The sequence below is a fragment of the Viridibacillus sp. FSL E2-0187 genome, assembly GCF_038006425.1.
GTDB lineage: Bacteria > Bacillota > Bacilli > Bacillales_A > Planococcaceae > Viridibacillus > Viridibacillus arvi.
The window spans coordinates 1,514,821-1,539,246 of record NZ_JBBOVG010000001.1; the positions used below are offsets into that span (position 1 = coordinate 1,514,821).

Consider the following 24,426-nt stretch of genomic DNA (forward strand, 5'->3'; position numbering starts at 1 on the left):
TTCACTTTTTTTTTATAGAATAGTATTGTTCTATAAAAATGGGATTATTTCTAGGAGGAAAGAAATGAATAAGGGTTTATATAATCGATTTTGGCGATGGCATTTCTATGCTGCGTTATTTATTACACCACTGCTACTTACTTTAACACTTAGTGGAATTGGCTTTTTGTTCTATACGAATGTTGAAAATAATGTATATGATGATTACTTCTTTGGTGATAGTACATATTCTGAACAGTTAACGATTGATGAAGGAATAGCTAAAGCTAAAGAGCAAAATGAAGGGTATTCAGTATCTAAAATCATTGTTCTTGATGACCCATATAATACACGTTTAACGATGGGGAATAAAGAAGGCGATGAAAAATATGTTTTCTTAGATGAAAATAATCAAATCGTAGGAACCCAAAATGCGAAATATACATTTGCAAATATCATGCGAAATGTTCATAGTTCATTATTTGTTGGAGGAACAGTTGTCAATTATCTAGTTGAATTAGCTGCTTGTTGGGCTATATTCCTACTAATTACAGGTGTATACATGACTTTTAAAGGGAAGGTATTGAAGAAAAAACAAAATGCTTCCACTCGTCAAAAAAATAAGAAATGGCATGCACTTATAGGGACAATTATTACTATTCCGATGCTTGTCATTATCCTTACGGGATTACCTTGGTCGGCTTTTATGGGGAATTTCATTTATATAGCCTCACAAGAGCACCCCTCTATTGGTAATCCAGAATTACAAGTAAACCCACCTACTTCTGATATGAGTGAAATACCGTGGGCTACTCGAAAAAATGCAGCACCGGCATCTACTAATGATGATCCACATGCACTTCACAAAGGCATGAATATGTCGGGTATGGATATGTCCGGAAATGAAAATATGCTAAGTGTCCAACAACTGATGAAAAAAGTTGAGGATGCTGAAATTTCTAAACCATATTCAATTGTCTACCCTTCAACAGAAGATGGAGTTTATACAGTTGCTAAAAGTAGTAACACAGGCGTAACTGGATTAGATGTAAGTCCTTATGATGAAATGACATCATACTTTGACCATTATAATGGGAAGTTGATCGCTAAAGTCGGCTATGAAGACTATGGTATCTTAGCTAAGTGGTTTACTTGGGGAATTCCTTTACATGAAGGGCATTTATTTGGATGGCCAAATAAAATTATCAATCTTATTGTATGTCTTGCCTTTGTTTTCGTCATTTTTTGGGGTATTAAAACTTGGCTTTCTCGTAAAAAGAAAGGAGAGTTTTCTGCACCTCCTAAAACTTCAAAAGGTGTTTCTGTTGGATTTATAATCATCATGATTTTGTTGGGTATTGTTATGCCACTATTCGGTATCTCACTACTTTTAGTAATTCTTTTAGAAATGTTCATGTTGGTAAAACAAAAGATATGAAATACGAATATGAATATCAATTTCTGGATATTGAAGTGAAGATAAAATTGATGTACATTTACTAATTATTTTTTATTCATGGATAACACAGTAACCAAAAGAATTATTAATATAGAATTAGAAAACCTTCAAAGTTTAAAACTTGAAGGTTTTTTTCTATTTTACGAAGCTTTTTAATTGAACTACCAGGATACAGTTGTAGTTAATAACACTTACATAAGATCGGCGAATGTAATATTATAAATTCCTACTTATAATATTTCTTGTTATTGGTGATAACTAACAAAAAACAAATATTACTTAATTTTAAGTAAAATAATAATGCTGAAAGTAGTGAGTGGGATGGAACGTGCCAAAGAGTCAATAGATTTTAATACATTGAGACAGTCATTTTTGAAGTCTGAAGATGTTTTTTTTCTTTGGTTTACACTCAATTTAAAAAGACAAATTCCTAACTTCATTGATGATATATCATGTCCAAAAGAAGTCAAAAATGAATAAGAGAATATTGATATTAGTTATGGTGCTCACGACTCTCCTAGCAGGTTGTTGGGATGTAAAAGCACCCGAAAGAATGCTATATATTCATGCTATGGGGTTGGATTATAAGGACGGGAAGTATGAGGTATATGCTCAAATTATTGATTTTACTACTACTGCAAAAAATGAACAACCCGTTACTGATGTTCCGCAGGCTGAAGTAGGGCATGCTTCAGGTAAAACCATTAATGAAGCCGTTTTTAATTTATATCATTCAATGGATTCAGCGGTTCTGTGGGGCTTTTTTTCTTATGTTGTTTTTTCCGAAGAAGCATTAAAAAATGGAAGAGCTAATCAGGTTATCGACGCTTTTATACGATATAGAGAAACGAGATATCAAATATGGGTTTACGGTACTATGGATCCTGTAAAAGATATACTTTTGTCTACGCCAAATCTCAATAGATCGATAAGCTTGTCAAAGTTAGGGAATCCAGAAAATTCATATGAACAAGAATCCTTTATTAAACCAATCAATTTTCGAACATTGATTATTGGATTAAATGAACCTAGTTATGAAATAGGTATTCCTTTCGTTAGAATATCAGAGTGGAAAACAGAAAAAGAAACCAAAAACGAGGTTGAATTATCGGGAGTTGGTATACTTTCTCCTAAAAGCTTTAAAGGCTTTATCCCAGCAGAAAAGGCAAATGGATTACAATGGATGACAAATGATACAAAAAGAGGAGAAGTTACGTCCAAAGTAGGTTCAAACGAAGAACTACACTTTACAGTGGTAGTAGACAAAGTAAAAGTAAAAGTGAAACCAATTGTTATTAAAAATAAAGTGAAGTTTGATGTTCATATAAAATTGGATTTTAATATTAGTGAGTTTAAGGACAATGTATCAATTGAAGAAATTCGAAAGGCGGTAATAAAGGAAGTTGAAAAAGAAGTGAAAGATACCTATGAAGAAGGATTGGAAAATGAGATAGACATTTATCGATTATCAGAGTACTTATATCGTAAAAACATAAAGGCTTGGAAAAAGTTTCAGAATAACGGGAAAGTAGAGTTAAATGAAGATTCGATAAAGCTCAAAGTTGAAATTAATAAAATTAAATCTCAGAGGAAATCATTTAAAGAAACAGTCGATAAATAACATATTTGTACTAAAGGCCATTTTTTAGATGAGTTTGTCCATGAGTTCTAATGTGGCAAGAGCCACACCTCATTTCATCCAATATCGTAAATTATGTTTATGTTAGTGTATCACGAAATGAAGAACCTAGTAAAACTGCACAAAAAAACGTATGAAAATATCTATTTTCATACGTTTTTCATTACATAAAAAATTCAACTTATTATGATTGAGGAGATAATCACATAGTTTCGTTTACATTAAATTGTGTGTACAATTTAACAATCAAGACCAGTACCAAAAGTTGGTATGATTCTCGTTGAAGCTACACGATGTTGTTGAACTTGTAACACTTTCACAATAACATCCATAACGATTTTTTCACGTAATGTTCCAAACTGACCTTCTGGTGCAACAGTAACTGGAGAGAAGTCAAGTTCAAAGAAATTAGCACCTATTAATTCCCCATAAGGTTGTTCGTTGTATGTCACAGAATTTGCGAAGAAGTTTTTGTCCAATCGAGGTACTTCACCATTAGTGTCGTTTAAGAAATACGCTTTTTTACTATCGGAAAGACCAATAACAGGTGGAGTTAAGAATTCACCTGCTGTAATTTCAGCGAATCCAGCAAACGGTACTTCAACAATTCGATCTTGTAATACACCTTGACACGCATTAGTAGAATACTCAATATTCTTCCGAATAAACCCTGATACAAATAATTTTGCTCTCGTTACTTCAAAGAAGTTTGTGTCATCAATTTGAGCAAATTGTACAGGAACGAGCTTCACTTGATTTAAAAAGGCATTCTTTGTTACACGTTTAATCTCTGTTGCTGCTGGGTTTAGTGGAATATCTGCTTCTACGACAATTTGAAGCGACCTTTCTACAAGCACAACTGGGACTTTCATAATTGGCAATCTCAGTGACTCATTATTTACTACTGCATTATCAGCCACCGGAATTTGTTGCATCGCTGGTACTGTGCATGCTGGTTGCAGCGGCTGTTGCTGTTGTTGCTGTTGACTGTTATTACTGTTGTTACAATTTTTCATTTCCTCACCTCTATTATTTTTTGAGCTTTTTCAAACTCTAATAATAAAATATGTGGAATAAATAATCTCCAATAGGCTAATAGAATAGTCATTTGATTCATTTACAGCAGGATTTATTAACAAAACACGAAGAAAGAAACAAATTATTATCTAACCAGCTGGCAAAGATGAGATATTTCCGTAGTTTATTCATCATATAAGGTAGCTTTAAATTTCTGTATTTGTGAAAGATGAACGGTTAAGTTAAGTGCCATTCTTTGGTGAAGTCGATTATTTTTTTGCTTTTGTTGCGAAGCATTTTCATTGTGATTTGTATTAGCTGAATACCTAAAATTTTGGAAAATTTCACCTTCTAATTTTATTTTTCCTTTGGATACCGTGTATGTCCCATTATCTAATGATTTGCCAAATTGATCAGGAATAAATTTTAAATTTCTTAATTCAACATTTCTAGAGATTTCTTTAAAACCAAGAACTTCCTGTTCAAAGAAAACTTGATTGCTCATATTTATTTCAATTTCATACTCTCCTACTACTACAGGGACTCTCACTTCTATATGATTATGTGTACATTCTGACTTACTCTTCTTTTTTTGTGAATGCATATGGATTGGATTAGCAATCGTTTCATAAATCCTATTCTCTGCATATTGCATTTCATTTTCAGAAGTAAAACTAATAATTTCATCAATTGTTGAACGGACTAACATATATTGTATTGGATCAGGATAAGATAATTCTGTATGAATAAACTGTGAATGGCTCTCTGATTGTTGTGTCTGATTATCGCCTTCGAGGAATAGTGCAGATTGTTGAATGATATTACTCGAAATAGGTGGACGAAGAAAATCATCAATTTCAACAAATATAGTAAATGGAATTATATTCTCTTTTGAATAGATATTTCCCAAATTAGAAGGTGGAATTACATTACATGCTTCTTTATCTTCTATTCTCGTTTTTTTTATTCCCTGTTCTTCGATATCTTTGACAGATTCTGTAAGAGATTTGGTATGTACTGAGTCATTATTTTGAAGTCGATATAATTCCTGGTCGATTAGAGTCTTATCATTATTCTGTTGCTGAGATTGAATCCGCTTTAATTCGAAAAATAATGGAGTATTCATTCCATCCACTCCCATAAAAATAGATTTGCTTTTATCTATTTATTTATGCTTCTTGGCTTTTTTGGTTCCTGGTGACGAAGATCGTCTTCAATTTAGCAATTGATTTTGGTGAATGGAACAACAAAAAGCCGGATTCCTCAATTTAAGTTCTGAAAAATCAAGCTTTTCATCTTAGTGAAGAGTCTCTTTTTTACGAATATTATTTTCTAAACAATCTTGCTAACAAAGAAGGAGTTTTTGTTGACTTTGTCTTCTAACGATTCTATTTTTGCAGTGAGCTTTTTAATTTCATTTATAAATTCGTTCATTACCTTCGTTATCCGATTCAATAGCCTTTATAGTAGCATCTTGCTTGCTTTCTAACCCTACTAATCGCTCATTTAGCTCCTTATTTTCAGCTCGAATCGCTACCATCTCATTCATGTAGCGCTGATATTCGGTATTATGTTTGTAAATTCTTAAGTCACCAATTTAAAATGATCGATAGTCCACAACAACCATTTTGAGTCAAATTAATTCGAATACTGTCTGGTGTATATTTAGAATCGAATTTAATGGTGATTCCTGTAGATGCAATTAATCTGTCTACTTCAGTATTATTTGAAAGCTGTGCGGCGTTTATTAAATCATGTGCAAATTGCTCTGAAACTGATATCTTATCTACAAGCAGATGAGCTTGTTGCATAAGGGTCTGTATCTCTTTTGCTGAAGTCTTAAACTTATGTGTATTTACAGGTGGAAATGTGCTGGAGTTTGTTGGGTTCGTTGGCATTGCTAATTGTCTAGAGATTTGAGTAGGTGAAGAATGATTTGCCATGCCCCATTGTGGATAGTGATTTGCATAAAGAACATATGGATAAGGACTGTAATACAATTGGATTCCTCCTAACCAAAAGTGTATATCTTACCTTATCTTATCTTATGAATTAAATTGACGTTAGGTGTAAGAGGTGTAATTTTGACCGAATCAGAGTTCAAATTTTCTTAGGCAATTCAGTTCAATAATTTTTACTAATGGAGTTGTTTGGAATCTATCAAAGGCTGGCTTTCTTTTTTTATTGCAGTATAAAGTGTACAAAGAAAAACAAACTAATACAGTAATAATTAAATTAATGAGGAGGTCAAAAAATGACAGAACAACTTTTTCCAAAGTCTAATAACAAGTCGAATAGTGCGGCAAGCGTACAAAGCATGATTGAAAATACGGAAAAAAATATTCGTGAAGCAGAAATCAGTATGGAATTTGCTAGTGGAGAAGAACTTGAAAATCTCCAAGAAAAAAATCAACGTCGTAACAAAGAATTATATGTAAAGAAAAAGGAAATGCAAGACAAAGTTGAAGCAGAAGAAAGAAAAAATCAGTTATAAATAGGAGAATGGAGGCTGAGCTAATAGTATTTTATATACATTTATCTCAGCTTTTCTTTTACTCAGATTGTTGTAATAATTATAATTGATAGGCTATATTTACTTGAAAAACGCAGGAGTCTCCCAATAAGAATTCATAATCAAATCATTTGAGGCTAGTGAAACTTTTGGTAAACGAAAATTTTCACTAGCCGCTTTTCTTATTTAGCTACTTTATATATTCTTTGAATGTTGAATGAAGATCAATCTATCATTATATTGGAATATCGGAGGTTTAACTATTTTTTTATACCTTTACAATATTTGTATATACTAATTCACTTTTATTAGATAGAATTATCAGAATAGATACTTTTTTATTCCGGTAAATAAAATACGCTATAAAAGTAATTCTGAATAAATTTGTTTAAATCTAAAATGCTCTCAGATGGTTCGAGAATGAAGAAAACGGGTAAAGGTATAAGAAGTGTAAATATGATTGAAATACATTTTTGTACAAAACAAAGTATGATGGCAAATAAATATTTACATAAGTTATGGTTATAAATGAAACAAGCTTTTGATAAATGGAAAATTATAAATGAGGTGGTAATATTGCTTGATATAGATTTGGGTGTAATCAGAAAAATGAAAGTTAGTTTTTATCCTTTTGAGAGTACAAAGAAAATTGGTGAAGTAAGTGTAATCGACGAGAAATACTATTTGATTTTAGGTATTGAGTGTTTTGAGATTACGCAAGAAAAAATGATTGAGATAGTTTATATAGTTCAAGATCTTACTAAAAATCAATTTATACCACATGATACTGAGTTTATAAAATCTAGGCCTAAAGATGAAATAGAGGTAAGTATTCAGTGTAAGTTTGAGGATCCGCGTATATGTGATTTTAAGTTAGGGAACATATTACCTGTAACTGTAAACCAAAATAGATACTTTTATAGATTGTTAGAATATACGTGTGTAGATGTTATAGAATCGAGTATTAGGTTAAGTGCTATAATGCGTCCTATTGTTCCAGTGAATTATAAAGATGCTAAAGAAATATTTAGAAAAGAACGTATGAGGAAAATGGAATTTGAAGTTATTTAAAAGAAGCACAAAATACATAAAATGCGTTAGTCCTATAAACTATTCTTCGAGTTTATTATATAGAGGAGAGGGATTAGAGACGGCTATAAGAAAAAGGTTGGTTTAGCTAACAGTACAGATGATTTGATTAAACTAGTACAGTGACCAGAGTATTTTTGGGGAATACATATGAGGCATGATGTTTAATTGTTTCTGTTGAGAAAATGAAACTAATATAAGTAGTATTATGAAATATTTTGTATCAAATAAAAAGAATCCGTTTTGAAAAGGTTTGTTCAAAATGGATTCTTTTTTGAAAACATCAAAAGTTGATTTTAGTTAGTGGAACTTCATAGTTACCTAGCCTACAGTTCTGTAGTTTCTTCACGAAAACGGAATTTTTTCTTTTCTTTTTTTACTTTTAACATTTGAGGTATGAAAATTCCGGATAAAATACAAATGATTCCAACCCATTGTAAAGGCGATACGACTTCATGAACAAGTGTAATAGAAGCGATAACTGCTGTTGGGAGTTCGACAGCTCCTAAAATTGTACCAAGGCCTGTCCCTACTTTTGGTACACCAATGGAAAAGCATATAACTGGTATAACAACACCAAAGAAACCTAGGATTAAAGCATATTTCCATAATCCAGCCTGCAGTGTACCATCAATCAAGTATGTCGGGGGAAATATTAAGCAAACAAAGAGTGTTGCACTTGTTGTCATAAGAAAGCTTTTCGAATAGATTGGAACTTCAGTAGAAACACGTCCACTTGCAAATATATATAAGGAAAAAGTTATAGCTGCTAGTAAACCAAAGATAATTCCTTTTATAGATAATTGCTGTCCTAATCCATCAAATATACCACCAGCAAACACCGTTCCTACAAATAAAATGAGAATGGACAATACCTTCTCACGACTTGGAAAAGTTTTATTGGCAATTGCTTCAATTAGAACACCCATCCAAGTGAATTGAAATAACAACACAATAGCGATCGATGCAGGTAATTCTTTTACAGAAAGTCCGTAAAAAATACTTGTTAAACTCATTGTTGTCCCAACTGCTAACAACGATAATATATTTTTTGAGGATACTTTATGACGAGAAAAGGTAATAACAAGTAATAATAGTCCAAACCAGCCAAATATATATTGTCCACCTAAAAGTTCAGAAAATGAAAATCCATTTAAAAATCCAATTTTAAGAATGGAAGATAGGACTCCATAGCTACAGGCTCCTAATAAAACTACTAAAGAAAACTTCAATTTATTCAAAAAATCCCTCCAAAAAATAAAAAATCCCGTCGTCTATTTATAGACGACGGGCGAATGAAACAGAGTTAAAACTCTACAAAATTCCGCCACTCACGAATTCTTGTGAGTTTGCGTATCAAATTAAGAAAATTGTAAACAAAACTTTACTGGGTGTCAACAACTATTTTTGTATGAGAAAATAGGGAGAAGTTAATTGGCACTAGTTTATGTTACATTCTACTAAATAATAAGAGTTGAAATCTTTATTTTATCCGATTTGATAGGCTTTTAGGAGAGTTTTTTTTAATAGTTTTGATTTAATATAATCTGTCTTGAATCACTTTATAATGATGAATGGTTAGGTTGTAGAGTCATTTCACATTTAGTGTTGTTACTGAGTATCCTAATGAAAGAACCTAATTTAGGTTTCCACAAATTAAAGGAGTGAATGTACAGTGTGCCCTTATTCAAATGGGTTCTACTCGCATCCTGTAATAGCGAATTATAATCAACCATACTCACAATATACCGCACCCATTAGACATTTTTTGAACCAAAATTCAAACTACAATAACTATCGTTGTATCAGTAAGACAGCAGCTGATTATATAAGTATGAATCGGTTACTTTGGATGGAACATGTCAACTGGACCAGGATGACTATTATAAGTATTGTTTTTGGCTTGCCAGATTTACCATTCGGACAAGATCGACTTTTACAAAATGCTACCGATTTAGGGAATTGCCTCCGTCCTTATTATGGTGATCAAATCGCCGATCGTTATGCTGAGCTTATTAAAGAACATTTAGTAATAGCCGCACAATTAGTTACTGCTGCTGTAAAGGGTGATACAAAAACAGCAGATGCTAAAGAAAAAGAATGGTATCGTAATGCAGATGAGATTACATCTTTTTTAAGTAGTATAAATCCATATATAAATAAAGAAGAATTTCGTAAAATGTTTTATTCACATTTAGCTTTAACTAAAAACGAAGCAGTTACTATGATTCAGAAAAACTATAAATTAGATATTGAAATTTTTGATAAAATCGAAGCAGAAGCACTGGAAATGGCAGATATGATTTCAACAGCTATTATTATGCAATTCCATTATCGGTTTTAGAAATAACTCAGATTACGATACTCTCCAAGGATTTTTTTGGAGGGTATTTTATTTTTCAACCAAAACAACAAAATGGGGAGAGCTATCACTGAAGACAGACCGATTACGGTGAGCTCTATTATATTGGTTGTCGGGGTCGTGGTTAAAACAATTGCCTTTTCTACAAAATTGTTATTTTCACAGTTTGGAATCAGTATCCTTAATCCAGTTCCTCCATTCTTCTTTCTTGCAGTATTTTTCGGCGAATTGAGTGTGGGAACCTCTCAATTGCAGTGGGCATAAGCTGATAATATATGTCGATTTGAAAGGATGTCTTATACATGTTTCCTTATCTCCAAGAAAATCATCATTTCCCTTTTCCAGATTATAGATTTATGCACTGCGGATATAATTTCCCCCCTTGTTATGAAGGGTGGTTGACCTGTAATCGTGCCCTCGAATCGGATGAAAGATACTTTTTACCCGCACAGCAACGACTTACTTTCGTGCTTGTGCATGGTTCTTGGGCTGACGCTCACTTCTGGGACGGCGTAGCGGCGGTGCTGCGCAGTCAAGGGCATGCCGTCTATACGCCAGAATATGCTGGTCACGGGAAAGATCCGAACAAAAATGTCACACATGCGATGATTACGAAGTCCGTCGTTGATTTTATAACGAAACTGAATCTACGCAACTTTGTTCTCGTCGGGCACAGCTTCGGCGGAACTGTCATCCAAAAGGTTGCAGAACAGGTACCGGATCGCATAAAGCGCCTTGTCTTTTGGGACGCGTTCGTACTAAAAGACGGCGAATCGGTTGTCGACGAGTTTCCGGCTCAAATGAGGCAAAGTTTCGAGCAGCTCAGAGCTGGCTCAATGGACGATACTATTATGCTTCCTTTTCCACTGTTTCGAGATTTTTTCGTCAATACGGCCACATTGGACGAAGCCAAACAGATGTATTTAAGCGTCACTCCTGAACCGGCTAAGCCGCTTTTCGAGAAGCTGGATCTTAAAGCATTCTATGCTTTGTCTATTCCTAAAAGCTATCTCTATTTCTACCAAGACAACGCATTACCACAAGGAGAGGGCTTCGGCTGGCATCCGCATATGTCCATACGGCTTGGCCAGTCTCGTTTAATCGTCGGAGACGGCGACCACTTTACTGATTCGCGAACAAGACCCGCTATGCTGGCGCAGAAGATTTACGAGGCGGGCAGGGACTGACGTGTGGTAAAATCATTTATTGAATGACCAAAGCAAGAACGAGCCTAAATTAGCCAGTATTAGAGGCTTGTATAATAAAGGAATGAATATTTCAATATTCGTTAGTGTAGAAAAAAACAGAGTAATTATTTTTTAGGAGACAAAAATGTTTAAGACTATTAGTTGGCGTATGTATATTAAAGCAACGTCGAAAGAGAAGGCTCAAAAGGTCATCAAGCGAGTAAAACAAGAAATTGGGGATATTGAAGTAGTATCTCTACAACCATATTGGAAAGATGAAACATTGTTTGAGTTAAATTGCGAGACCCCTCTCATGATTGAAGAACCAGAAATATCAGTGTTTGAGGTTCTTCGATTGTCCAATCAAATGGCCAACGATATAAATGTCATTGGACCAGTTATATATGAAAATAATCGTGTACAATTTGAAGGTGTTTGTTCATCTCCTAATGTAGTAGGAATTCATTGGTTCCATTTCCGAATAGCTAATTTTAATTAGTAGCTATTTTTAACGATTTACGTTCGAAAATTCGAAAATTGTAAGCATCTATCTAGTGACTGATAGATGCTTACTGTGTTTCTACATACAAAATAAAACTGCTTTATTATCTCTACTTATATGTAAAGTCACGATAGAGTTGTTAAAAAAAGTAATTTGTTTATAATGTTAAAGTTTGATATACTTTAAAAATTATCTTTGTCCAAATATTATTAAATAAAGAGGGTGAATCAATTGACTAAAAACCTTAGACAATTGAAAAACGTTTCAGTGATCTTAACGCTTCTAACTTAGAGAATAATTTAGAAGCGAGGAATAGTTATATGAAAAATCAAAGAATCTTTAGTAAACCATTTATATTTTTATTTGTTAGTAACTTTTTAGTTTTTATAGGGTTTGATATGTTGCTCCCTATTTTGCCAGCCTATTTGTTAAGTATTAATGCATCTACCATTCAAGTAGGTCTAGTAACAACATTATTTACGATAGGTGCTGTTCTAATCAGACCTTTTGTAGGGTACTATTTAATCGATAACCAACGAAAAAGTCTAGCCATTGGTGCAAGTGCAGCTTTAATGATTATTACAATGCTGTATCCATTTCTTAATTTTGTATGGCTTTTTCTTTTGTTACGCATTTTCCATGGTGCAGCGTGGGGGGTATCAACCACAGCCAATAGTACAATGGTAGTCGATTTAATTCCTAAGTCACGGTTAGGAGAAGGAATGGGGTATTTTTCTATCTCTACAACGGTCGGGGCTATCATTTCACCGAGTATCGGTATCCTTATATATGAGTCTTTTTCCTTCGATGTTTTAATTTGGTCCTCCGTAGTACTTAGTTTATTGGCAGTAATTGCGCTTCAATTTGTAAAAGCATCTCCTACAACTGTAAAGCGCGAGAAGCAACCATTTCGATTTTTAGATATGATTTTTGAAAGAGAAGTGTGGTTCCCAGCGTTACTGACAGTTATTACAACACTTGGTTTTGGAGCGGTTATTACATTCTTAGTTCTTTTTGGAAAGCAAAAGGGGATAGATCATATTTTCCTATTCTTTCTTATCAATGCAACTGTAGCAACTTTAATACGCCCATTTACTGGGAAATGGTATGACAAAAAAGGACCGTGGTCTATCATCATCGTGTCAGCTATGTTAGGGTTTTTATCACTTGTTATACTGTCTTATGCATCAAATGATATTAGTCTAATAATAGCAGCGATTTTATTTGGAGCAGGTTATGGAACGGTTATGCCATGTTTACAAACATGGACGGTTCAAAAAGTAAGTGAAGAAAAAAGTGGCGCAGCAAACGCAACCTTCTTTTCAAGTTTTGACGTTGGTTTAGGAGTTAGCGCGTTTGTATTAGGTATCTTAGCTGAATGGATTAGTTTAGAGATGATATTCAGGATTGTTAGTCTAAGTTTTATTGTTGTAGCTATTTTAGTCTATAAAGATTATTTAAAAGAGAAAAAGTTGAAAAATATATAAATTTCTAGTATGAAATAAACAAAAGCCATTCATCTATTTTTTATTTAGATGAATGGCTTTTTGCGTACTATTAGATAATAAGAAATGCTATAACTATTTTGATTCATTCGTTTGCTTTTCAAAATCACATAGATCAATCCATTTCTGAATAGATACAATGACATCATTAAATGCCAAACCGTTTGGTGTTAACTCATATTCTACTTTTTTAATGGAAGAGTCAATTAGCTTTTTATTGATTAAGCCAGCATCTACTAATTCATTTAAGCGTTCTGTTAGTAAGCGGTCAGAAATTCCAGGAATTAAAGTATGAATTTCGTGATAACGTTTAGGACCTGACAACAGAGAATAAATAATCATCCCCATCCAGCGTTTTCCGATAAATTCGATTGCTTGATGGTAGCTACTACATTTATGTGTACAATTCGGTTGAGTCATAATACAACCTCCCGCATATGAATGCATTTTCCTCTATTGTAACATATAAAACTTTTATATTGACGTATAAACTTACTAATGGTAAGATTTATTTATCAACTTACCTTAAGTAAGTTTTGGGAGGAAATATAATGACAACTACAACAGAAAAAAACTTATATACAATTATGGAAGACAGAAAATCAGTTCGTAAATACGATCCGACTTTTAAAATGACTCAAGCACAACTAGAAGAAATCATTAAAGAAGCAACTAGTGCACCATCTTCAAGTAACCTACAACCATGGAGATTCATTGTTATTCAAGATGAAGAGACGAAAAAAGAACTTCGTGCAATTGGTAACAATCAAGAACAAATTGAAACGTCTTCAGCAGTTATTGCCGTTTTAGGTGATGCTGAAATGTACAAAAACGTAGAAAAAATCTACACACAAAATGTAGAAGAAGGCCATATGGGTGAAGAACAGAAGAACATCACAGTCAACAATACAATGCGTATGTACCCAGCAGCACCATTAGAAGTAAGACAAGGTATCGCATCTTTTGATGCAGGTCTAATTTCAATGCAATTGATGCTGATCGCAAAAGAAAAAGGTTTCGATACAGTAACAATGGGCGGATTTGATAAAGTGAAATTTGCAGAGCGATTTGAATTACCTGAGAATGAATTCCCAATCGTATTAATTGCTATCGGTAAAGCAGCAGCACCAGCATTCGGTTCTTCTCGTTTACCACTAGAAGATATTGCTCGTTTTATCTAAATAACATTGCAAGTTAAAGAATCAGCAGAAACTTATTTGTTTCTGCTGTTTTTTTTTGTGGATTTTTATAAAAATGGGCAAAAGAGGGAAATGACTTTATTAATAGAATTATATAAAGTACAAATGGAAGGGAGTTTAGATAATGAATAATAAGTTAATACGTGTTGGAACTACTTATATTCCAGTAACTAATGTAGACATTTCTGCAAAGTGGTATGTAAACAATTTAGGTGCTGTACTGAGCTATCAAGACGAAGAGAAGGTAATTCTTAATCTAGCCAATCAAAGCTTTTTCTTAGTAAAGGCAGAAGAGAATCAAAGTTCGAATTTCATCGATATTAATGGCAATAAATGTTTTTCGATGACTTTTGAGGTAAATGGGCTTAATGCTTTGGAAGAATTACATAGCTTCTTTATGGGAAGAGAAATGCAAGTAGGGAATATTGAAAATAGAGGTCATGCTGGAAGAAACTTTGTATTTGCTGATTTAGATGGGAATAAATTTGATGTGTGGAGTGAATTGAGTCCAAATTTTTTAGAAATCAAAAATTGATTAGTAACTAGGTAAAGATCTTATTCATCGAGCATAGATAATGAAAATCTGACATAGATAGAGGTAGGGGACACAATGCTACAATATTATTCAACCATAAGTGGAAAAGGTAATAAGGTTGCTATTTTTCTTCCTGGTACTGGATGGTCAGGAAGTATGGGGATGCCTATAGCGGATGCATTACAAAAGGAATTTACGACACATATGATTGATCTACCTGGTATCGGGAAGAGTACTGGAATTGAAGGTGTAGTGACAGAAAGAGATATGGCTGATTGGCTTCAAGGCTATATCGAAAAGAATCATTTAGATAAAGTTGCTATTATCGGTCACTCATTAGGGGGAATTATTGGTTTAGCATATGCATTCTATTATCCCAAGAAAGTAGATCGACTGATTCTTTTAGATATCGGATATGATAGGGTTAATCGTTTCCCTGTTAAAATGTTTGGTAAAACTGGATACTTCTTACCTATCATAAGTATTTGCCATAAACTATTTGGACAAGGTTTACTAGGGAAAGAATTAGATGATGAGCAAGTATCAAAGCCAAAAACAGAGGAAGAAATTAAGAAAGTTATTGAAAAGTTTAAATTTGAAGATAGTCCTTTTATTAGAGAAGCCATTGAAAACCAACGATCAAGTAATTTATCTGGTATTAGTTTGTTGTTAGCGGCTTATAGGAGCAATCCACCTAAAATCCTAAAAACAATTCAAATGCCTTGTTTGCTTCTTTACGGAAATCGAGAAAATAGTCCAGCAGCTGCGCAACGAAAAGTAAAGAAGGAAGTGGAAGGAATAAAATCAAATCAAGTAAAAGTTCAAATGTTAAAGGGTGATCATTATGCCCATGTACAAGATAAAAGAGGGCTAGAGTATATCAGTACATTTTTGGCTTAATAGAGACAATGTAAGGAAATCGTTAAAAATTAAAGGCTTAGAGGGAATTACTAAAAAAATTAGACCATTTATCTTCAAATTAGAAGATGGATGGTCTAATTTTTTTGAGTTGGTGTTGTATAAGCGCTGTTAAATGTTATTAATAAATTAATGTTGTATTAAATTAGAGTTGGTCCAGAATCTAACCCGTATTAAACCATTTCCTCTTAAGTTATTTTATAAGGTGATTTTTTTACTGGATATTTATGTTACTGTTACTGTTACACTTGTGAAGTAAGGTACTTAATCTAGTGGTGAAGTTAAGTGGAAGAAGAAAAAAACCTCTTTATTGTAGTAACAGGTGCCATAGGTGAAAAACTGATGAGGCCCATTTAAATTATTTCATACGAAAATTATCTATGCTTTAATCATAAAAACAAACGGAAAAGGTTTTATTATTTCCGTTTCTTTTTTATATGTTAATAATCCAAGTAGTCCAACATACATTAGCAGTAAACTAAGTTGTGTAAAAGGGAGGAGAAGACTGCTTGAATAGATCTTTACTTGATTCCCTTAGAAAAGGAGGATTTATATTCTATGCAAGGCATGGGGAGGCAACCGTTGGAAGAGATTTACCTAATATAAATTTTCAAAACTGTTCAACCCAAAGAAATCTTTCTGAAATGGGACGTAGGCAGGCTATTTACTATGGAGAAATTCTACGATGTTTACGAATACCGATTAAATATCCTGTAGCTGCAAGTCCTTTTTGTAGGACCATTGAAACAGCACAGATAGCATTTGGGAGTGGGAATGTTCAAGTTGATCCCTTTTGGGTTGAAATTTATAGGCTGAGTGAAAATTTACCAAGTACGGACAGACAAAGAATACTGAATTATCTACAGTTAGTGCTAGAATCAAAGCCAGAAGAGGGAAGAAATAATATTATTATTGCTCATAGTTTCCCAGAAGGAATAAGTTTAGGTCAAATACCAAATTTGGGGACAGTTATTGTAAAACCTAGAGGGATAGGATGCGGTTATGAAGTAGTTAGTCGATTATCTTTATCAGATTTAAGTAAATTAGGGAGTTAGATATATCTGTTCAAACTTGATTAACACCTTTTAAAAAAAAGTATGTGAAGAAATGTACTTAAAGTAACGGGGGAGTGTTAGTTCAATAATGCATTCTATAGCTACATTAATAAGCGTATTCGAGTTTTAGATCGAATACGCTTATTTTTTCGAGCGGCGAATAATAATGAATGGTTTTAATTTAAGTCATTACAAGTTTAAACAATAAACTTTGTAAACCAAGCTACATAATGAGCTCCTGGAATGAAAAAGATTTGTGCTAGCAAAGTGCCGAACAATCGGGAAGTCATCATCATAATTGACATACCTTTAAGATTCGAATAACTGCCTCTTTGATTTATGACATCATCGGCAAGAATTGATATTCTTGGGTCAATAAAGATGATAAGCAAGATCGTAGCGACCCCGTTAATAAGACCTGAGGCCATTATTGCTGTCGCTTTTCTTTCTGGAGCGATCAAACCGGCGTACAGAGCGGATAATACGCCAATTGTGTAGATAGCTGTGATGACCATATTGATGAAAAATAATTTTACTGGAATATCTTTTAATCGTATATCCTTTACATAAGAAAGTTTCGGGAAGTGGATATGCTTTAGTCCGCGCTTTATGTATGCAAATGTGAATCCCTTTTTAATTAGCGACGGAATGGAGCCTCTTTCTTCGGCTAAATGGATAATTGCTCTAGAAAAAATGGCGATAAAAGTTGGGAGCAATAGAATCCCGATGATAGTCCCTATTGTTGAAGAGGCAATAATGATCCTAAATTGACTTTCGACAAATTCGAGTGTGTTTTCTGTTGGAGCTTTATCAATTAGACTTCCAGTAAAAGGTTGCTGCATCATATTAGCAAGCCTCGAAACCATGACCATCAAGTTAAATAAGGATAAAGCAGAAGCAAGCAGTTTAACCCTTGCACCCGATAATCGAACAGCGTATGCAAGTGTTTCGATACAATGGATAATCAAGATAAACAGTGCAATGAATATTAATTTCTCAGTAAATAGTTCTGAAATAAAATCACCTTCTCTTAGATGATATATTAGCATAACCAAACAATAAAAACTGATTTTAGACATAAGCAACGAATAGATATTTTTATTGATACCATATTTTGTTATTATTACATGTGACACTATAACAATTTTGTGCCGTAAAGCAGAATTACTTCGTTTTGCTTTTGTACATTCATGTCTTAATAATAGAAGTAATTAAAAGAGTGAGATACTACAAATAAAAGTGAGGTGTAACAGTGCAAGCATTGATTATTCGTTATATTGCGTTACTTTTTACGATAGGCATATTTTTAATACATATCTTGCTGAATGATGGGCCTGTAACAAACGCAATCATAATAGCCACAGCTATTTTGTGCTTATATTTTACAATCCCACTTAGTAAAATACCTATCATTAATTATCTCATCATGGTGTTATTAATCCCAATAGGAGTGGCACTTTCAATTGATGTTGTTTATCTACTGCCCCTGTATGCTTTTTTTATAATGGAGGGCGCTTTTCAACTAAAACATCGGGAACACACAATTTACATAAGTTCGCTTGTTTTCATCTGTATAGCAATTACTTTATTGAAATTTGTTCCTTTTATTAGTTTTGTGTTATTTATTTCGATTTGTATAAGTTCTTATTTTGTAAGCCAACTTTTTTGGAGTATTAAAGAAAAAAGTGGTCTATATACAGGATTATTAGGGGAATATCGAACGTTAAAGCGCTCTTTTGTAGAGCAAGAACAATTAGCTCGAGCAGAAGAACGTACGAAAATGGCGAGAGATATACATGATTCAGTTGGACATAAGTTAACAGCTTTGTTAATGCAGTTAGAGGTTCTATCCATCGAGAATAATATGAAAGGCATAAATGACATAAAAGAATTGGCTAGAGATAGTTTAGATGAAACGAGAAATGCAGTGCGGCAACTGAAAACGACTGAAGTAAGTGGTATTCAATCTGTTATTCAATTAATTAGAAAGCTTGAAATGGAGAGTCACTTACAAATTCGCTTTACATTTGAAAAAGGTGTGTTATCTTTACCGATTTCCAATAGACAGAGTATCGTTCTCTACCGCGTACTCCAGGAAAGCTTGACGAATGCGATGAAATATAGTGATTCGAAAGAAGTAGAAGTAATATTAAGACAAAATTCATTAAGACAGGTCCATTTTATAGTGAAAAATAAAGTGTTGAAACTAAAGGCTTTTGAATTCGGATTCGGACTCACGAATATGATGGGTAGAGTAGAAGAAATCGGAGGCGAACTTCGTGTCAATCGGACCGAAGATCATTTTATAGTTGAAGGTACATTTCCAATAAAAGAGAGGGAATAGCGAATGGTACATATTTTGATTGTTGAAGATCAGGCTATTGTGCGCAATGGGCTGAAAATGATTGTAGAGCAAGAGCCAGATTTTGAAATCGTTGCGGAAGCAAGTAATGGAGTTGAAGCACTGGCTGCACTTGAAAATCATCATATTGATCTCGTATTAATGGATGTCAGAATGCCAGAAATGAATGGGATAGAAGCAACTAAAAGGATCCGCAATCGATTCCCGCAAATTAAAGTCTTAGTGTTGACGACTTTTGATGACGAGGATTATGCGTTTGAAACATTAAAAGATGGGGCAAATGGATTTTTGTTGAAATCTGCAGAACCACATAAATTAATTAGTGCCATCCATAGTGTCCTTGAAGGAGGCCTTGTAATACATGAGGATGTTGCAGCAAAGTTGATGCCTAAGTTATTAAGAAAATCGTCGCCATCACAACCAGTTCATACCTTAACTGAACGAGAGCTTGATATAGTTAGGCTAGTAGGTGAGGGTAAGACAAACAAAGAAATATCAGAAGAATTGTTTTTATCAATTGGTACGGTTAAGAATTATATGACACATATTCTACAGGAACTTGATTTAAGGGATCGTACACAGTTAGCCATTTATGCTGTAAAAAATGATCTCGTATGAGTAATGAAAGAAGCGGCGATTAACTCGTCGCTTTTTTATGTGACTGAGGTCATATCGATTGATGACGTTAGCTAGTCGGCAAGGAGTATGATTTTATTTATAGTGTAATTAAGGAGAGAGGGGATGTAATTTATGATAGAAGTAGTGGATTTAACAAAAACATTTAAAAAAGTAAATGTGGTAGATCATGTGAATTTATATATTGAGCCAGGTGAGATTGTGGGGTTACTTGGTCCAAATGGTGCGGGAAAATCGACAGCGATTGCTATGATATCAACGCTTATCAAACCATCAAAGGGTGATGTATTACTAAACCAAAAAAGCATTATAAATGATCAAGGTTCTTTGCGAGAGGTGTTGGGGGTCGTACCACAAGAAATTGCATTATATAGTGATTTAACGGCTAGAGAAAATCTGCATTTCTTTGGCAGTATTCATAAAATGCCAAAAGATAAATTGAAAGAGAGAATTGAAATTGTATTAGAAGAAATTGGCCTACAAGATGAAAATAAAAAACTGGTCAAACACTACTCAGGTGGTATGAAACGTCGTTTAAATATTGGAGTGGCGCTATTACATGAGCCAGAATATTTAATCATGGATGAACCAACTGTAGGCATTGATCCGCAATCACGAAATCATATTTTAGAGACCGTGAAAAAACTAAATGAACGATCCAATACAGCAATTATTTACACAAGTCATTACATGGAAGAAGTCGAATTTTTGTGTGATCGCATTTACATTATTGATAAGGGAAGGGTTATTGCATCTGGTACAAAAGATGAGATAAAAGCTATTCTATCTTCTGAGAAAACCGTGCGTCTTAAACTTGAAAGACCTTCTAAACAACTCGTTGAGGATTTAACTTTGAATCCGATGTCTTCGAATATATTAGCAAAAGATGAGGAGATTACTTTTACAGTAGCAAAAGATACAAATTTTCTACCTATGATTTTAACATTATGTGATCAACATCATGTGGCATTAAATAGCTTTCAAATAGAGGAGCCGAGTCTTGAAGATGTATTCTTACACTTAACAGGTAGAGCATTACGAAATTAGGAGGAGAGCCAGTGTTTTTTGCGCTTATTGTAAAACAATTAAAAATATTGAGTAGAAACCCTTTAGAGTTACTAGTTCTTCTGTTAATGCCTGTTGTATTAATTACAATTTTAAGTGTAGCTCTTGGACCAATAATGGACGGGAATAGTGAAATGTTAGATTTGGATATAGCTGTTATTCAACATGATGATGAAGAAGCGCAGCTCGAATCCTTTATAAAAAAGGCAAATGAAAGCATGCCAATTGATGAGAAGCTGAAGGGAAACTTAAAACAAATGCTCCCAGTAACTTTGTTGCTTGATCAATTGACGGGAAATGCAGAAATGAAGAAATTTGTTACAGTTAAAAAACTAAATGCGAATGAACTTAAAAAGGCAAGGAAAAGTGGTAACTATGACGTAATTATCGATGTTCCAAAGAATTTCACTGATGAGTATTTATCGTCCGTTTTTTTATCGGGAAGTAAACCATCATTAAATGTCTATTTAGATGAAGACCAGCCTGTTACTTCATCGATAACTAAAAGCATGCTCGATTATTTCCAACAACAATATTCTTTACTATCACAGTTGAGTAGTTCCAGTAAATTAGATACTGCAGTAACGATCCCTAAAATTGTAGTGACGTCGGAGATTGAGACGATAGCTAACCAAAAGAACATTTCATCAAAAATTTATTATACATTTAGTATGAGTGTCATGTTCATCTTATATATGGCTAGTACTATAGCAAGTTTGGCTTTTTTAGAAAAAGATATGAATATTTTTGATCGGATTGTATTAGCACGAATTCATCCAATAACGTATTTAGGTAGCATCATTGTATCAACTATTCTATTAGCAATGATTCAGATGACTATTTTGTTTACGGTTTCACATTTTATGTTTGATATTCAATTTGAACAGTTTGGATTATATGTTCTTATTACTTTTCTACTAGCCGTTATTGTAGGTGCTTTAGCAGCATTATTGTCAGCGATTAATTATAGAAACAATTCATCTGGAGCTTCAAATATATTTTCAGCTGCAATCATATCTATTCTTGCCTTAGTAGGAGGGAGTTTCATACCAGTAAGTGAGCTATCGTCATTTTTAACATCACTTGGGAAATGGACACCGAATGGAGCAGCACTTGAAGCTTATTTGAAACTGCAGCAAAATGCGACGTTTTTTGATATTCAAGAGCAAGTCTTCAACTTAAGTATGTTAGGCATGGGTCTCCTAGTTATAGCGTTTGTACTCTTTCCTAGAAGAGGTGGCATATCATGATGAATATTTTAAAGACGAAATTTTTATTATTTAGAAGAAAGCCTGCTGCTTATATTGTAACAACTATTATCATTTGTATATTTACTTATTTAATGGGTCAAGGCCAAGTAACAAAGGAACCTATTGCTTTATTTTCTACACTAAATAACGAACAGCAGTCAGTAATTATGAAAGAGTTAAAAAAATTATCGCAATATGATTTCACAATGTACGAAGAGGATGAGGCGATTAAAGAAGTCAAAGATGGCAAAGTTGATGTTGCTATATCTTTAAAAGATGATGGGTATAAATTAATCGTAGCACCAGATTTTATGAATGCTCCGATGTTGGGGAATGAGTTGAATGGGATTTACAGTCAAATATTAATAAAGCATGCGATAATTCAATCAACTCCCGATGAACAAAAAGGGCAAATAACAAGTAAAATAGAGAAAATTCAAGATGAACCAAGTTTTAATATTGGCTATAAAAACTTAGGAAATGAAAATGGCATAAAGTTTGATCAAAAGTTGCGTAGCTTATTTGGTTTTACACTATTCATGGTAATTTATACGATTGCAAGTGGCGTTAATCATATCGTTATAGAACGTAGGGATAGGATTTGGGAAAGGATAACTGTGTCAGCTATTCCAAAATGGAAAGCCTATCTAGCGAATTTAACTTATAGTTTCTTGCTAGGATACTTACAAATTACCCTCGTACTTTCTATATTCTATTTCGCTGTGGGTGTCGATTTCTATGGTGGCTACTGGAAGAGCTTAATTGTTGTCATTCCATATGTACTTTGTATAGTGTCACTTTCCATATTCATAGCTGCAATTGCGAATACACCTGGTAAATTCAATGCCTTTATGACGGTACTAGCAGTTCCTTTAGCCATGCTTGGTGGAGCGTACTGGCCGCTTGAAATCGTAACATCGAAAATAATGTTAGCCTTATCAAAAATTTCTCCGATAAAATACGGAATTGATTTATTAAATGGTGTCACAGTTAACAGTAGTTCCCTATCAGATTTACTATTACCATTTAGTATATTAATGTTCATGACGATCATCTTCATGGGCATAGGGATAAATGTGTTAGAGAAAAAGGAACAAATATAGTCTTTTGAAAAGGGTGCTTACATTTTGTATGTGAGTACCCTTTTTATAATTCAATAATCACAATTTGGAAGTACTTTATGAGTTATAATGAAATAATTGGTATTTTAATGAGCGAACATTTAGCTTCCAATCAAATTATAAAATAAACTTAGAGGAGGAAAACGTGGAGACTCAATGGTTAAAATCATTTATTAAAGCTGCAAAATATGAAAATTTACGTCTTGCTTCTGAAGAACTGTTTATTTCACAACCAGCTGTGACTAAACATATTCAAAGCTTAGAGAAAAGCTTAAATATACAGTTGTTTGTAAGGCAAAATAGATCCATTCGCTTAAATCAAAATGGTGAAATGTTTTTACCTATTGCCCAGGAAATTATTGACACTTATGAGGGAGGGATTCATCGGTTTCAGCAATATGTAGAAGGTTTTGAGAGGGAGCTGACGATAGCAGTGGCACCTCAAATTGCTAATTCTATGCTGCCATCTATTATAAAACAATTTTCAAAACACATGCCACATGTGAGTGTGCGTGTGGAAATCGTTAAATCAAATGAGGTTGCGAATAGTATTCAATCAGGACAATCTCATGTCGGTTTGTCAAAGATAAAACCTGTAAATCCAGCTTTAAGCTTTAACTGTTTAATTGATGAGCCTATTGTTTGTGTTGTTCCAAAACATTTGGAAAGTATGGATATGGTAGAAATAATACGACATGAAAAAGTATTGACTCATGAATACGCCCCTTATTGGGATGAAGTTAACCGTCAGTTGCAACAACATTTTCCTCATACTACTAATATGAAGGTGAATCAAACAGAGGCTATAAAACAAATGATACTAGAAGGAATAGGTGTAGCATTTTTACCGAAAAGTGTAGTACGCAAGGAGTTAGAAGATGACAGGCTAGCATTATTAGCGTCAAATATACTTAATACCTGTACATCTAAAACATATTTTATCTCAAAGCATAGCTCAGTAGAGACAGAATATCTTTATGAATTATGCAAATCAATTTATGGGACTTAAAAATTGGGGGATAGATAAAGCTAGT

The 24,426-nt window shown here is 33.6% G+C and carries 25 protein-coding genes; 18 read left to right on the plus strand and 7 right to left on the minus strand.

Features of this window, described 5'->3' with window-relative positions:
• Positions 1 to 64: 64 nt before the first annotated feature.
• Together MHH85_RS07225 and MHH85_RS07230 are read left to right on the plus strand one after the other, a co-directional pair.
• A complete protein-coding gene (locus MHH85_RS07225) occupies positions 65 to 1,417 on the plus strand; it encodes a PepSY-associated TM helix domain-containing protein (RefSeq protein WP_340706468.1) in 1,353 nt (450 codons plus the stop codon).
• 493 nt (positions 1,418 to 1,910) lie between these two features.
• Entirely contained in the window at positions 1,911 to 3,059 is a 1,149-nt protein-coding gene (locus tag MHH85_RS07230) for a Ger(x)C family spore germination protein (protein WP_193739995.1), read from the plus strand.
• 257 nt (positions 3,060 to 3,316) lie between these two features.
• Here MHH85_RS07230 and MHH85_RS07235 read toward each other — a convergent pair whose 3' ends face one another.
• The 4 genes from MHH85_RS07235 to MHH85_RS07250 all read right to left on the minus strand — a co-directional run bounded on the left by MHH85_RS07235 (position 3,317) and on the right by MHH85_RS07250 (position 6,094).
• Positions 3,317 to 4,093, minus strand: a complete 777-nt coding sequence (locus MHH85_RS07235) for a CsxC family protein (RefSeq protein ID WP_340706469.1) — start codon at positions 4,091 to 4,093, stop codon at positions 3,317 to 3,319.
• A 185-nt stretch (positions 4,094 to 4,278) separates the two neighbouring features.
• Positions 4,279 to 5,220, minus strand: a complete 942-nt coding sequence (locus MHH85_RS07240) for a BC_2427 family protein (RefSeq protein ID WP_340706470.1) — start codon at positions 5,218 to 5,220, stop codon at positions 4,279 to 4,281.
• Between the two features lie 288 nt (positions 5,221 to 5,508).
• The gene (locus MHH85_RS07245) at positions 5,509 to 5,643 is read right to left on the minus strand and encodes a hypothetical protein (RefSeq protein WP_340706471.1); all 135 of its coding nucleotides are present in this window, start codon (positions 5,641 to 5,643) and stop codon (positions 5,509 to 5,511) included.
• Between the two features lie 40 nt (positions 5,644 to 5,683).
• Positions 5,684 to 6,094, minus strand: coding sequence for a hypothetical protein (locus MHH85_RS07250; RefSeq protein WP_340706472.1), 411 nt, complete (start codon positions 6,092 to 6,094; stop codon positions 5,684 to 5,686).
• 254 nt (positions 6,095 to 6,348) lie between these two features.
• Between MHH85_RS07250 and MHH85_RS07255 the strand changes: the two genes are divergently transcribed.
• Together MHH85_RS07255 and MHH85_RS07260 are read left to right on the plus strand one after the other, a co-directional pair.
• Positions 6,349 to 6,588: a small acid-soluble spore protein Tlp gene (locus MHH85_RS07255; RefSeq protein ID WP_340706473.1), complete on the plus strand. Its 240-nt coding sequence runs from the start codon at positions 6,349 to 6,351 to the stop codon at positions 6,586 to 6,588.
• Positions 6,589 to 7,182: 594 nt separating this feature from the next.
• Positions 7,183 to 7,677 carry a hypothetical protein gene (locus MHH85_RS07260; RefSeq protein WP_340706474.1) on the plus strand — a complete coding sequence of 165 codons (495 nt, stop codon included), beginning with the start codon at positions 7,183 to 7,185 and terminating at the stop codon, positions 7,675 to 7,677.
• Between the two features lie 344 nt (positions 7,678 to 8,021).
• Here the strand turns inward: MHH85_RS07260 and MHH85_RS07265 are convergent, their stop codons facing one another.
• Positions 8,022 to 8,936, minus strand: coding sequence for an EamA family transporter (locus MHH85_RS07265; protein WP_340706475.1), 915 nt, complete (start codon positions 8,934 to 8,936; stop codon positions 8,022 to 8,024).
• Between the two features lie 434 nt (positions 8,937 to 9,370).
• Between MHH85_RS07265 and MHH85_RS07270 the strand changes: the two genes are divergently transcribed.
• The 4 genes from MHH85_RS07270 to MHH85_RS07285 all read left to right on the plus strand — a co-directional run bounded on the left by MHH85_RS07270 (position 9,371) and on the right by MHH85_RS07285 (position 13,233).
• A complete protein-coding gene (locus MHH85_RS07270; RefSeq protein WP_445684107.1) occupies positions 9,371 to 10,039 on the plus strand; it encodes a hypothetical protein in 669 nt (222 codons plus the stop codon).
• A gap of 320 nt (positions 10,040 to 10,359) precedes the next feature.
• Entirely contained in the window at positions 10,360 to 11,244 is an 885-nt protein-coding gene (locus tag MHH85_RS07275; RefSeq protein ID WP_340706476.1) for an alpha/beta fold hydrolase, read from the plus strand.
• 145 nt (positions 11,245 to 11,389) lie between these two features.
• Positions 11,390 to 11,743 carry a hypothetical protein gene (locus MHH85_RS07280; protein WP_340706477.1) on the plus strand — a complete coding sequence of 118 codons (354 nt, stop codon included), beginning with the start codon at positions 11,390 to 11,392 and terminating at the stop codon, positions 11,741 to 11,743.
• 323 nt (positions 11,744 to 12,066) lie between these two features.
• A complete protein-coding gene (locus MHH85_RS07285; RefSeq protein ID WP_340706478.1) occupies positions 12,067 to 13,233 on the plus strand; it encodes an MFS transporter in 1,167 nt (388 codons plus the stop codon).
• Between the two features lie 93 nt (positions 13,234 to 13,326).
• Here the strand turns inward: MHH85_RS07285 and MHH85_RS07290 are convergent, their stop codons facing one another.
• Positions 13,327 to 13,671 carry a winged helix-turn-helix transcriptional regulator gene (locus tag MHH85_RS07290; protein ID WP_038182542.1) on the minus strand — a complete coding sequence of 115 codons (345 nt, stop codon included), beginning with the start codon at positions 13,669 to 13,671 and terminating at the stop codon, positions 13,327 to 13,329.
• A gap of 131 nt (positions 13,672 to 13,802) precedes the next feature.
• Between MHH85_RS07290 and MHH85_RS07295 the strand changes: the two genes are divergently transcribed.
• The 4 genes from MHH85_RS07295 (at position 13,803) to MHH85_RS07310 (ending at position 16,958) form a co-directional block, all read left to right on the plus strand.
• Entirely contained in the window at positions 13,803 to 14,432 is a 630-nt protein-coding gene (locus MHH85_RS07295; protein ID WP_193739984.1) for a nitroreductase family protein, read from the plus strand.
• A gap of 142 nt (positions 14,433 to 14,574) precedes the next feature.
• The gene (locus MHH85_RS07300; RefSeq protein WP_340706479.1) at positions 14,575 to 14,985 is read left to right on the plus strand and encodes a VOC family protein; all 411 of its coding nucleotides are present in this window, start codon (positions 14,575 to 14,577) and stop codon (positions 14,983 to 14,985) included.
• A 75-nt stretch (positions 14,986 to 15,060) separates the two neighbouring features.
• Positions 15,061 to 15,885: an alpha/beta hydrolase gene (locus MHH85_RS07305; protein WP_340706480.1), complete on the plus strand. Its 825-nt coding sequence runs from the start codon at positions 15,061 to 15,063 to the stop codon at positions 15,883 to 15,885.
• 527 nt (positions 15,886 to 16,412) lie between these two features.
• Entirely contained in the window at positions 16,413 to 16,958 is a 546-nt protein-coding gene (locus MHH85_RS07310) for a histidine phosphatase family protein (protein WP_340706481.1), read from the plus strand.
• 197 nt (positions 16,959 to 17,155) lie between these two features.
• On the opposite strand, the gene MHH85_RS07315 is transcribed toward MHH85_RS07310, so the two are convergent.
• Positions 17,156 to 18,007 carry a lipid II flippase Amj family protein gene (locus MHH85_RS07315; protein WP_340708139.1) on the minus strand — a complete coding sequence of 284 codons (852 nt, stop codon included), beginning with the start codon at positions 18,005 to 18,007 and terminating at the stop codon, positions 17,156 to 17,158.
• Positions 18,008 to 18,210: 203 nt separating this feature from the next.
• On the opposite strand from MHH85_RS07315, the gene MHH85_RS07320 reads away from it, so the two are divergent.
• The 6 genes from MHH85_RS07320 (at position 18,211) to MHH85_RS07345 (ending at position 24,401) form a co-directional block, all read left to right on the plus strand.
• Positions 18,211 to 19,302: a sensor histidine kinase gene (locus MHH85_RS07320; RefSeq protein ID WP_340706482.1), complete on the plus strand. Its 1,092-nt coding sequence runs from the start codon at positions 18,211 to 18,213 to the stop codon at positions 19,300 to 19,302.
• Positions 19,303 to 19,305: 3 nt separating this feature from the next.
• Entirely contained in the window at positions 19,306 to 19,938 is a 633-nt protein-coding gene (locus MHH85_RS07325) for a response regulator transcription factor (RefSeq protein WP_340706483.1), read from the plus strand.
• A gap of 132 nt (positions 19,939 to 20,070) precedes the next feature.
• Positions 20,071 to 21,003, plus strand: coding sequence for an ABC transporter ATP-binding protein (locus MHH85_RS07330; protein WP_340706484.1), 933 nt, complete (start codon positions 20,071 to 20,073; stop codon positions 21,001 to 21,003).
• An 11-nt stretch (positions 21,004 to 21,014) separates the two neighbouring features.
• Positions 21,015 to 22,271: an ABC transporter permease gene (locus tag MHH85_RS07335; RefSeq protein ID WP_340706485.1), complete on the plus strand. Its 1,257-nt coding sequence runs from the start codon at positions 21,015 to 21,017 to the stop codon at positions 22,269 to 22,271.
• Positions 22,268 to 23,374, plus strand: a complete 1,107-nt coding sequence (locus tag MHH85_RS07340; RefSeq protein WP_340706486.1) for an ABC transporter permease — start codon at positions 22,268 to 22,270, stop codon at positions 23,372 to 23,374. Before MHH85_RS07335 ends, MHH85_RS07340 begins: the two co-directional genes overlap by 4 nt.
• A gap of 163 nt (positions 23,375 to 23,537) precedes the next feature.
• On the plus strand, positions 23,538 to 24,401 hold the full coding sequence (locus tag MHH85_RS07345) for a LysR family transcriptional regulator (RefSeq protein ID WP_340706487.1): 864 nt from the start codon (positions 23,538 to 23,540) through the stop codon (positions 24,399 to 24,401).
• Positions 24,402 to 24,426 lie beyond the last annotated feature (25 nt).